This window comes from Gammaproteobacteria bacterium (genome assembly GCA_013151035.1).
Lineage (GTDB): Bacteria > Pseudomonadota > Gammaproteobacteria > JAADJB01 > JAADJB01 > JAADJB01.
Map to the genome: position 1 here is coordinate 37,853 of JAADJB010000040.1, position 12,233 is coordinate 50,085.

Sequence of the window (12,233 nt, forward strand, 5' to 3'; positions counted from 1 at the left end):
ATCCCCCTGTACGGAAATGACAAGGGTAGGGTGCGTACCACGCACCCTGGTTTTGTGTTTAGCCCAGCCAGTGACGGGCATTTCGGAACATACGCATCCAGGGAGCATCCTCAGCCCATTCATCGGGATACCAGGAGTTCTGTAATGTACGAAACACACGTTCAGGATGCGGCATCATAATGGTAACGCGACCATCCTGGTTACATAGACCGGTAATACCTTCAACCGAACCATTAGGATTAGCCGGATAAGCCGTCGTCGGCTGCCCCTTATAATCCACATAACGCATGGCTAATAAACCCTGATCAACAGCTTGTTGCCTGCCTTCCTCACTAGCAAAGACCGCACGACCCTCACCATGAGCCACGGCAATTGGCATACTGGAACCCTGCATGCCTGACAACAGAATAGAGGCAGACTCAACAATTTCCACCTGGGAGAAACGTGCCTCAAACTGTTCAGAGAGATTACCTTCAAAATGTGGCCAGTATTCGGCTCCCGGGATTAATTCTGCCAGATTCGACAACATCTGACAGCCATTACAAACCCCCAGGGCAAAGCTATCCTGACGATTAAAGAAACGTTCAAATTCATCACGCGCACGCTGCTGGAACAGAATCGTCTTCGCCCAACCCTCCCCTGCACCCAACACATCACCGTAGGAGAAACCGCCACAGGCGACCAACCCCTTGAAATCATCAAGCGTCACCCGTCCTGCCAGAATATCGCTCATATGGACATCCTGACAACTAAAACCGGCACGATGAAATGCCGCCGCCATCTCGGTCTGACCATTCACACCCTGTTCCCGCAGGACAGCGATTCGAGGGCGTACACCCTTACTAATATAAGGTGCCGCAATATCCTCCTGTTCATCAAAATCCAAACGAACAAACAGGCCACTGTCCTCATTATTCTGCAAGGCATCAAATTCCTGTTGCGCACAGTCCGGGTTATCCCTTAATGCCTGCATACGATAACTGGTCTCAGCCCAGACCTGATGCAATACAGCACGATCCTCAACAATAATATTCTTGTTCTGATAACTGAAGCGTAACTGATCCGTTTCATTCGGTGCCGCAATCACATGCGAGACCTGGGCCAGTCCGGCTCCACGCAATATCTCCAACACGGTATCCGTATCACAATGGCGCACCTGTATCACAGCACCCAGTTCTTCACTAAACAACGCGGCTAAGACATCATCACCTAAATCATCCAGCACAACATCGACACCACAGTGAGCAGCAAAGGCCATCTCACAGATCAGTGCCAATAGACCACCATCGGCACGATCATGGTAGGCCAGTAACAGATTATCCTGATTCAATGACTGAATCACCTCAAAGAATGAACGTAACAGGGCGGGATCATCTAGATCCGGGGTATGATGTCCCACTTGCTTGTAAACCTGTGCCAGTGCCGAGGCCGCCAGACGATTTTCACCTTTACCCAGATCAATCAGGATCAAATCACTATCACCCTGATCCAGTCTTAATTCAGGAGTAAGGGTACGGCGCACATCCAGCACCGGAGCAAAGGCTGTAATAACCAGTGATAACGGTGAGGTCATCGCCCTGTCTTCACCATCCTCCTGCCAAATACTCTTCATTGACAGGGAATCCTTACCCACCGGAATAGCAATACCCAGGGCAGGACATAATTGTTCACCCACCGCACGCACGGTATCAAACAAGGCGGCATCCTCACCCTCATGCCCGGCTGCTGCCATCCAGTTAGCCGATAATCGAATCTGCTTCAAGTTACGAATACTGGAGGCAGCAATATTGGTAATCGCCTCACCGACTGCCATACGCCCGGAGGCGACGGCATTCACCAATGCAATCGGACTACGCTCACCCATCGCCATCGCTTCACCGCTATGTGAAACATAATCACTGCAGGAAACGGCAACATCCGCCACCGGCACCTGCCAACGCCCCACCATTTGATCGCGTGCAACCATGCCCGTCACCGAACGATCACCAATGGTAATCAGGAATTTCTTCGATGCCACTGCTGGCAGGCGCAATACCCGCATAACAGCCTCATTGATATCAATGTCTACAGTGGAAAATTCGGGCTTGGTAAAGGTTCTATGATGCACATCACGCAACATCTTGGGTGGCTTATCCAACAATAAAGACATCGACAAATCAACCGGCGTTGCCCCCAGTTCGGCATCACCCAACAATAATTGCTGTTCTTCCAGCGCCTCACCCAATACGGCATAGAGACAACGCTCACGATCACAAATCGCCTGAAATTCTTCCAACCGTTCCGGTGCCACCGCCAGCACATAACGTTCCTGCGACTCATTCGACCAAATTTGCATGGGCGACATCCCCGGCTCATCATTCGGTACCGCACGAATCTCAAAACGCGCACCACGTCCACAATCATTAACCAGTTCGGGTAGGGCATTAGATAAACCACCGGCACCGACATCATGTATCGACAGTACAGGATTATCTTCACCCATCGCCCAACAGCGATCAATAACCTCCTGCGCACGACGTTCCATCTCCGGATTACCGCGCTGTACCGAAGCGAAATCCAGTTCCGCATCACTACTACCACTGGAGACCGAAGAGGCAGCCCCTCCACCCAAACCAATCAACATCGCTGGACCACCCAGCACAATAATCTGTGAACCGGGCGGGATATCACCCTTCTCGACGTGCCCGGCACGGATATTACCCAAACCACCCGCAATCATGATTGGCTTGTGATAACCACGCAGCTCATCACCATCAGGACCCGGCACCTTCTCTTCATAGGTACGGAAATAACCACACAGATTAGGACGACCAAATTCATTATTAAAGGCAGCAGCACCTAAAGGCCCCTCCACCATAATATCCAATGCCGAGACAATACGCTCAGGACGACCAAAATCCGTCTCCCAGGGCTGTTCAAAACCAGGGATGCGTAGATTGGAGACAGAAAAACCACATAGACCTGCCTTGGGTTTACTACCACGCCCGGTGGCTCCCTCATCACGAATCTCACCACCTGAACCCGTTGCTGCCCCAGGAAAAGGAGAGATCGCAGTCGGATGATTATGGGTCTCAACCTTCATCAGGATATGAATAGGTTCTTCATGTTCCTGATACTCAGCACTCCCTGCCACCGGAAAAAAGCGATGGCCATTACTGCCCTCGATCACCGAAGAATTATCCGAATAGGCCGACAGTATCCCATCAGGATTCGCCTTGTAACTGTCTCGAATCATATCAAACAGTGACTTATCCCTAGCCTCATTATCAATATGCCAACTGGCATTGAATATCTTGTGACGACAGTGTTCCGAATTGGCCTGGGCAAACATCATCAATTCGACATCGGTGGGGTTACGTTGTAGAGCAGTAAAATTCTCAACCAGATAGTCCAGTTCATCTTCCGACAAGGCCAAACCCAGCGACTTATTCGCCAATTTCAGTGCCGCACGTCCACCTTGTATAATATCCACCACACTCAAGGGCACAGGGGTCATGTGACTAAATAAGGCAACAGCCTCCTGCACGTCCTCCAGCACACTCTCGGTCATACGATCATGCAAGGCCTCTTCCAGTGATTGCCTGAGCTCATCAGTCAAATCCCGATCCAGGGTATAGATCACCCCGCGTTCAACCCTGTGCACCACTTGTAGACCACACAGATGCACAATATCCGTCGCCTTACTCGACCAGGGCGATATAGTACCCATGCGAGGAACCACCGTAAGCATACGATCTGGTTGATAAAAACCCACATCCGTCAGCTTCGCATCGAGCAATTGCTGCAATACATCCCGATTGTACTCGTCCAGATTCGATTCGATATCAACAAAGAATATATAGTCTGCCGAGAGTCGTTTAATCGCCGGATCAATGGCCTGTAGCCTCGACAATAACTTTTCATTACGAAATGAAGATAGAGCAGATTGACCGCGTAGATAGAGCATTGATTGATCCTGGAATTGTTAATTTAAGGAATGTGTTATATGGAAGGGGATTCTACTATCTTCAAGCGTATTATTCTATTTATGATGGGGGTTTGTCGCAGTTGAGGCTCGTGGAACTCTTCGAGGGGACACAGCAGATAAAGCCTGCTATGTCCCCGGCCTGTGCCGTAGAAATTCACTCAAGAGACAGGGATCGCTCTTCTTTAGCGGAGACCGTTGCCCGCAGGGATGCGGGCATCGAGCCTACATGGACGTATTCACGGCGTGTCTCTGATAAAGAAGAGCAATTCATGCCTCGAACTTACCAGAAAACATCACCCTCGACTTAACTGATGCCAGCCCAGGCCCTCATCCTGATGAATTACGGTAATCTTCTCCAGCATACCCGTCATCATTGACTCCAGTGCCTGATGTGCCAACTCCGGGGTATTATTCTTTTCACTAATATGAGCAATAACCAGATGTTGCAACTGTTGCAGGTCAATCTGCTGCAATAGGCCCGCTGCCTGTTCATTACTCAGATGCCCGAATCGACCCGCCACTCGCTTTTTCAGACTGGGCGGATACTCTCCAGTACGCAACATCTCGGGGTCATAATTACACTCCAGCAGCAAACCATGACAACCGTCCAGACAATCACAGATATGACGGGTAATCTCACCCACATCCGTCAACACCCCCAAGCGCAGGACATCATCACTAAAGACAAACTGACAGGGTTCACGCGCATCATGCGGTACTGGAAAGGGCTGGATCTGCAAGCCCCCGATAACAAAGGACTCATGGCTATTAAACTCACGAATAATAGGTATATTTTGATCAGGCAGGCAGACACGGGTACCACTACTCACCCACACCGGGATCTGACACTTACGCGCTAGACGAGCAACCCCGTTGATATGATCCCCATGCTCATGGGTAACCAGGATAGCTGTTAACTGATCCAGCTCGATATCCAGTCGCGCCAGACGGCGTTGCGTCTCCTTAACCGAGAAGCCACAATCCAGAATAAGCAGGGTATCGCCACTCTCAATCAAGGTGGCATTACCACGACTACCACTACCTAACGAGGCAAAACGCATCACTACTTATCGAAGCTGTTCTTCCAGCAGCTTCAGGATTCTGACAGCAGTACCCGAATAATCAACCTGACCCTGTTTATTCAATATCTCAATGTGCGTGTTATTGGTTCCGGTTAGCAAACGAATCTGATAATGTTGTTTGCCTTCCTTTTCATCACGCCATGGCAACCATTTATCAAGGAAGCCTTTATTGGTATCCTTGAATGGATCCATATAACGAACAAAATAGCTTCCTTTACTTCGATCCCGATCCTCGACCGCAAAGCCTATGCGATCCAGTGCAATCCCGGTACGTCGCCAGGTACGTGCAAAGGTATCCGCAACCACCAGACTCAACTGTCCTTCCTTATGTATCAACTGGGCATGAATTGTTGACTCTTGTTTCTGAGCCAGACTGCTCTGCGCCTGCTTCTCACCCGCACCCAGATAAACCATTAAACGTCTGAGCATCTCAATCTCTAACTCAGGATCATTATCACGTTGACGCCACTTGGTGCCTGTTGTTTCATCCGCAGGCCCTTCAACGACCTCTTCCATACCACGATGAACGATAAATATCTCGGTTTGATTATTATCACGATTAAAATCCAGGCGTACACGGAAACTATCCCGAGTAGCCGCCGAATACATGCCATCCATAACCGAACCAAATAATCGACGTACCGGACCATCGGCAATATCAGCGCGATTCTCGGCCCAATCGGTCTCCATAATACCCAACGCCGGATTCTCCATCACTAATTCAAACCCGGACTGCAGCCAGAATGAACGCACCTTATCCCATAGATCATCCAGTTGAATATTAACAAGCAACCAGCGTTTATCGCCTTCACCCCTGACCACAATACCATCAACAGCGGGTAATACCTGAGAGGATGTTGAAACCTTACTTTCTTTATCCTGTATATATTCACTATAACTGGTGGTACTGACAGGAAGCGCCTGCCCACCCGCCAATGTAGGCGATGACATACCTGGCGGCACCTCCAACTGTGGCAAAGTTGTACTCTTTCGATAATCAGCCTTCTCCTGCGGCATTATTTTATCTAGAGTGCTACAGCCTGCCAAAACAACCAGCAGTACATAGGTAAAAACGTGTGAAAATAACCTGTTTAATTGCATTACACCAATCCTGAATTATTCTAAAATTTACTTAGCTGGAAACCAGCCCAACCTGACTCAATGCCTGCCGCACCCGCGCATGATTTTCATCCGCCAACCAGGTCAGCGGTAAACGAATCCCCTTACCAATCAAACCCATCTCACACAACGCCCATTTCACTGGAATAGGATTAGCCTCAACAAACAAATCGTTATGCAAAGCATCCAGTTCACTATTAATCCTGCCTGCCTGTTCCAGATCACCGGCACGCACCGCAGCACAAAGATCATGCATCATTCCAGGCGCCACATTAGCTGTTACCGAGATAACGCCATGACCACCCAAACGCATAAACTCCATCGAACTGGCATCATCACCACTGTATAAGGCAAAACCCTCACCACAACGCCGCCTAATATCAACAACACGACCCAGATCACCCGTTGCTTCCTTAATCCCGATAATATTGGATATTGTCGACAATCGCTCTACCGTCTCCGGCAACAGGTCACAGGCCGTACGCCCCGGCACATTGTAGAGTATCTGCGGAATAGGCACGGCAGCAGCCACTGCCTTGTAATGTTGATACAGACCTTCCTGGCCCGGCTTATTGTAATAGGGCGTCACTAACAAGGCGGCATCAGCCCCGGCATCCAGCGCACACTGTGTCAGACGTACCGCCTCCGTGGTCGAGTTAGCGCCAGTACCGGCAATCACCGGGATTCTTGCTGCCACCATTTCAACCACCCGGCGAATCACATAACAATGCTCTTTCTCATCCAGTGTAGCCGATTCTCCTGTGGTACCCATGGTCACAATCGCATCTGTTCCATGATCGATGTGAAACTCCAGCAATGACTGTAAAGCAGCCTCATCCAGCGCACCGTCATCCTGCATCGGCGTAACTAATGCAACTATACTACCGTGAAACATATCTACCCTCCGCAGGGAACCCTATTTAATCGCAGTATACTACTTCGCCCCCCTCAAACTGACAAGTCATAGTCACGTTAATTCAATAAATTATCCACATAAACAGGTGATCTTGCTATTATGTACGGTATTACTATGCAAGAAAGGACATCATGGATAAAAAACTCGTAATCTCGGCACTTAGCAGTGATCGATCCGGTATTGTTAATGAGCTATCACAGCACATACTGGAAAGTGGATGCAATATCGAGGATAGCCGCATGATCGTACTTGGCGGGGAATTCGCCATTATCCTGCTGGTATCCGGTGCATGGAACACTATTGCTAAACTGGAAGGCCAGCTTCCCGCATTGGAAGAACAGCTGAATATGCGCATCACAGTCAAGGCTACCGAGCCGCCCCAATATGTCGCTCACACCTTGTCCTATGGTGTTGATGTCATTGCCCTGGATCACCCCGGCATCGTGCATAATCTTGCCAGTTTTTTCTCCTCGCGCGAGATTAATATCCAGGAACTGTCAACCACCGCCTATGCTGCCGCACACACCGGGTCACCCATGTTTTCTGCCCATATTACCGTCAACATCCCTGCCGATATCCGCATCGCCAGTCTACGTGAAGAGTTCATGGAGTTCTGTGACCAACTCAACCTGGATGCAGTGATTGAACCGATCAAAGACTAACAGGACTATTTTGACCATGAGCACACCAACACTCAACAAAAAAGCACCGGACTTCACCATTGCCGCCACGGGCGAGCAGAATATCACCCTGTCCGACTATATTGGTAAAAACATTGTGTTATATTTTTACCCCAGAGACAACACGCCAGGCTGTACCCAGGAAGGGCAGGACTTTCGCGATCAATACAATAAATTCAAGCGTAACAAGACCGTGGTGTTTGGCGTTTCCAGAGATAGCGTTACCTCCCATCAGCGTTTCAAGGAAAAACAGGGCTTTCCCTTCGAACTTCTGTCCGATCAGGATGAAGTTCTATGTGGCTTGTATGATGTCATCAAGGAAAAGAATATGTATGGAAAGAAGGTCATGGGTATTGAACGCAGCACCTTTCTTATCGATCAAAAAGGTATCTTACGGGAAGAATGGCGCAAGGTTAAGGTCAAGGGACATATCGACGAAGTTCTGCAACGTATTCGTGAGATCAATCGAAATGGAGAGTGACCACCCCGTTCCCACGCAGGAGCATGGGAACCAGACACATGCGTAATAGCTCTCGTTCCCATGCTCTGCGTGGGAACCAGACACATGCGTAATAGCTCTCGTTCCCATGCTCTGCGTGGGAACGCATACCCTGACTCAAGAACCCTCTACCGCCTCTGAATCAGAACGACTACAAGGCCACGCCTTCAACACCGCCTGCACCAGGGTTGCCAATGGAATCGCAAAGAACACGCCCCAAAACCCCCACAGACCGCCAAAGACCAATACTGCAACAATAATGGCAACCGGATGCAGATTAACCACCTCGGAAAATAATAAAGGTACCAACACGTTGCCATCCACGGCTTGAATCACACCATGAATCAACATCAGATAAGCTAGATCGGCTTCCCAGCCCCACTGAAAATAAGCAATAACAAAGACCGGAATGGTAACAACTGCCGCGCCAATATAAGGCACAATAACGGAAAGCCCCACCAGGGTAGACAATAACACGGCGTATTCCAAACCCATCCAGTAAAAGGCAACATAGGTCACCAGACCAACAATCACCACTTCCCATGCCTTGCCACGGACATAATTGCCAATCTGTTGATTCACATCAGACCAGACTTGAGTAGACAGCCCACGTTCCTTCGGTAAAAAACTAGCACACCATTCAATAATCAATCTCTTGTCCTTGAGAAAGAAAAACACCAATAAAGGAACCAGCAGAAGATACACCAACAGGGTAACCAACCCCATAATAGAGGCCAGTGACAGGCTCAGCATACGTTGTCCAAAGGAAGCGATTTCGGCACGAATACCCGTCATCAACTCATTCAACTGCTGTTCGGACACAGCGTTTGGATAGGTCTCCAGTAAGCGTGTCATCACCTCATGCCCCTTGCCCACCATAGCAGGAAACTGCTGAATCAACTGTGTAATCTGATTGGAAAGGCTAGGTATCAAACCAAAGAAGGCAAATAACAAAAAAAACAGAAACAAAACAAATACCAGGATGACAGCAAACAAATTTGGCATCCCCTTACGCACCAGAATATTAACCAGGCCGCCTAATAAATAGGCGATCACGATTGCCGCCAGCACCGGTGCCAGCATATTGCCCATAATCAACACGACAAACAGACCAAATAGCAATACCGAACTCAGTATAACCACCTGTGGATCAGAAAAATAACGATCAAACCAGGCACGCAACACGTTCATATCTACTCGCTTTCCATCTGTTCTTCTAACCGCGCATACTCATCCTTGAATATCTGCTCCAGTTCATCAATAACCCCTTTCTTATCCTTACCCTGCATAATGTGACTAATCATCAACGAAGAAGTCTGATCCAGCAGGATATTCTTATCCAACATCGGATAGATTGCCGACAGACGCTTGAGTGCAGCAACTGTCGACTCATCATCAGGTCTTGCTATATTCTCCGGCTTAGCCAATACGGGTTTTTCCTGCACAACAGGCAAAGCCGATGGTAGTTCCATATCGACACCCCGACCCTGCTGTACCAGAAAACCAGCAAATGACAACAAGGTGCCACGATCTTGTACCGATAGAGTGCTACAAATCTTCAATAACCCTTCTTCCCATGCCGTCACAAACATTTCTCCTGTTTATTAAATTTCATCATTCAGGTGTTCCTTACAGTGGTTACGCGCAAATTCCAGCAATTCATCCATTACCCGATGCCTGAACTTCTGTTTTTGATGCACAAAGGAAAATGGCCTTTCCAGCGGTGGATTTAAATTTAGCGCCACTAGGGTGCCTAACTCCAGCTCTTTATTAATCGTTGCACCGGATACAATCGACACCCCCATACCCGCCTCAACGGTGCCCTTAACCGCCTCCGGACTCCCTAATTCCATCGAGATATGCAAACCGCTTAGATCCACATTAGCTGCATTCATATACTCATTGATAACCTCGCGCGTACCCGAGCCCTCTTCACGGCAAATATACGGATACTCAAGCAAACGTGCGATATCCACCTCAACCTCACCTGCCAACGGGTGATTAGGCGATACAATGGCGACCAATTTGTCATTACGACAGACCTCTACCACCAGATTTTTGTTCATCACCGGAGCCTCGACCACCCCCAGATCAATCACATTATTCTCCACCATAGAGACAATACCATCGGTATTCGACACCTTGAGTTGCAAGTTAACCTCCGGGTACTTGTGCTTAAAATCCCCCAACAGGGATGGCAGCATATACTCAGCAATGGTGGTGCTGGCACCAATAATCAGGGCACCACTAACGTCACCGGTAACTTCACGCACTGCGTTTTCCATCTCCGCATACAAGGTGAATATCTGTTCTCCGTACTCAAAAACCCGTTTCCCTGCATCCGTCAAACTAATCCGGTTGTGAGTACGATCAAATAAACGCGTATTAAAATATTCTTCCAGTTGCCGCACCTGAAAAGTTACTGCAGGCTGCGTCATATGCAAGTTATCCGCTGCCTTGGTAAAACTCAACATCTGAGCCACGGTATAAAACACCTGTAATCTACGATCTGCCATATTTATATTCTCAAAGGAGATTCATTTAACTAATAGTACCTATTAATCAGCTTAATATACAAATAAAATTTTATGGTGCGTGGTACGCACCAATAAAAAACCCGCCACAAGGGCGGGGTTATATAACCGCAATGCTCTAACACACTACATCTTGAACTGTCCCATCAAGCTCTGTAACTGAGCCGATAGACGTGCCAATTCAGCACTGGCAGAGGCGGTTTGTTGTGCACCTGCCGAGGTCTGATCAGCCACTTCCTTGATATTGGCTACATTCTGATTAATCTCTTCGGTAACGGCACTCTGTTCTTCAGCCGCACTGGCAATCTGTGTATTCATATCGGTAATTGCGGCCACTTCACCGGCAATCTCACCTAATGCCTCAGCTGCCTGCTCAACCTGTTCCATACCATCCTTAGCACTGGTACGTGCGGCATCCATCACCTGTACCGCATTACCGGCCCCTATTTGTAGACGCTGAATCATCTTCTGAATCTCCTCAGTCGATGCCTGCGTTCTGCTAGCCAGGGTACGCACCTCATCAGCCACCACAGCAAAACCACGGCCCTGCTCACCCGCACGCGCCGCCTCAATGGCGGCATTCAGTGCCAACAGATTGGTCTGCTCGGCAATGCCACGAATCACATCCAGCACCATACCAATGCTCTCAGATTCTTGTTCCAACTTATGAATCACCTGTGCCGCTTCTTCCACCTGATTGGCTAGCGCATCAATACCACCCATAGCATTCACTGCCACCAAGGCACCCGAACTCGCCGCCGCATCCGCCTGTTGTGCCGAGGCCGCTGCCTCAGTCGCATGTTTGGCCACTTCATGCACTGTCGACATCATCTCATTCATCGATGTCGCCACATGCTCAATCTCACTTTGCTGATGTGCAACAGAATTACCCGCCTCATCGGTAATGGCAGACATCTCTTCCGCAGCCGATGCCAACTGGCTGGTCGCACCACTGATCTCACCGACAATATTACGCAGATTATCCGCCATGTGATTAAACCCGTCTGCAATTTCACCAATAAGGTCATCACTCTTCAGGTCACAGTGTTGATTGATATCATTCTCACTCATCGCCTGCGCCATAATGGAGATTACCTTCAACTTCTGTAGCAGAATAACATCCACCATCAAGTAATTAGTAAAACCCAAGGCAGCGCCCAAAACGATACAGATAACACCCCAGACTAAAATACCGGGCTGCCAACTCATATAAAGCTCAGCAAACACAGGGAATACAAAACCTGCCACAATCCAGAATACAACAGAGGCCATAAGCAGGGTTCGTGTAATACTGGGTTTGAAACTAATTTTATTCATAATAATTTATTCATCCATACTGTGATGCGCGTCTCATTAAGTCGACCAAGTGCTCGGAAACTTGATCGCCGTTGCGAGTATATTCACACTACTTATTAAGGTAACATGCAAATAAAACA

General features: G+C 48.6%; 10 protein-coding genes. 2 read left to right on the top strand and 8 right to left on the bottom strand.

Going from position 1 to position 12,233, the window contains the following annotated elements; genetic code table 11:
- Positions 1–58: 58 nt before the first annotated feature.
- From purL to GXP22_08745, 4 genes are all read right to left on the bottom strand, one after another.
- Positions 59–3,946, bottom strand: a complete 3,888-nt coding sequence (gene purL, locus GXP22_08730) for a phosphoribosylformylglycinamidine synthase (protein ID NOX09554.1) — start codon at positions 3,944–3,946, stop codon at positions 59–61.
- 314 nt (positions 3,947–4,260) lie between these two features.
- Positions 4,261–5,028 carry an MBL fold metallo-hydrolase gene (locus GXP22_08735; protein NOX09555.1) on the bottom strand — a complete coding sequence of 256 codons (768 nt, stop codon included), beginning with the start codon at positions 5,026–5,028 and terminating at the stop codon, positions 4,261–4,263.
- A 6-nt stretch (positions 5,029–5,034) separates the two neighbouring features.
- On the bottom strand, positions 5,035–6,150 hold the full coding sequence (bamC, locus tag GXP22_08740; GenBank protein ID NOX09556.1) for an outer membrane protein assembly factor BamC: 1,116 nt from the start codon (positions 6,148–6,150) through the stop codon (positions 5,035–5,037).
- A 31-nt stretch (positions 6,151–6,181) separates the two neighbouring features.
- The gene (locus GXP22_08745) at positions 6,182–7,063 is read right to left on the bottom strand and encodes a 4-hydroxy-tetrahydrodipicolinate synthase (protein ID NOX09557.1); all 882 of its coding nucleotides are present in this window, start codon (positions 7,061–7,063) and stop codon (positions 6,182–6,184) included.
- Positions 7,064–7,215: 152 nt separating this feature from the next.
- Between GXP22_08745 and GXP22_08750 the strand changes: the two genes are divergently transcribed.
- Both GXP22_08750 and GXP22_08755 read left to right on the top strand, forming a co-directional pair.
- On the top strand, positions 7,216–7,746 hold the full coding sequence (locus tag GXP22_08750; protein ID NOX09558.1) for a glycine cleavage system protein R: 531 nt from the start codon (positions 7,216–7,218) through the stop codon (positions 7,744–7,746).
- Positions 7,747–7,762: 16 nt separating this feature from the next.
- Positions 7,763–8,245 carry a peroxiredoxin gene (locus GXP22_08755; protein NOX09559.1) on the top strand — a complete coding sequence of 161 codons (483 nt, stop codon included), beginning with the start codon at positions 7,763–7,765 and terminating at the stop codon, positions 8,243–8,245.
- Between the two features lie 135 nt (positions 8,246–8,380).
- On the opposite strand, the gene GXP22_08760 is transcribed toward GXP22_08755, so the two are convergent.
- The 4 genes from GXP22_08760 to GXP22_08775 form a co-directional block, all read right to left on the bottom strand.
- A complete protein-coding gene (locus tag GXP22_08760) occupies positions 8,381–9,454 on the bottom strand; it encodes an AI-2E family transporter (protein NOX09560.1) in 1,074 nt (357 codons plus the stop codon).
- Positions 9,455–9,456: 2 nt separating this feature from the next.
- Positions 9,457–9,855: a Crp/Fnr family transcriptional regulator gene (locus tag GXP22_08765; GenBank protein NOX09561.1), complete on the bottom strand. Its 399-nt coding sequence runs from the start codon at positions 9,853–9,855 to the stop codon at positions 9,457–9,459.
- A 12-nt stretch (positions 9,856–9,867) separates the two neighbouring features.
- Positions 9,868–10,779, bottom strand: a complete 912-nt coding sequence (locus GXP22_08770; protein NOX09562.1) for a LysR family transcriptional regulator — start codon at positions 10,777–10,779, stop codon at positions 9,868–9,870.
- A 144-nt stretch (positions 10,780–10,923) separates the two neighbouring features.
- Positions 10,924–12,114, bottom strand: coding sequence for a methyl-accepting chemotaxis protein (locus GXP22_08775; protein ID NOX09563.1), 1,191 nt, complete (start codon positions 12,112–12,114; stop codon positions 10,924–10,926).
- Positions 12,115–12,233 lie beyond the last annotated feature (119 nt).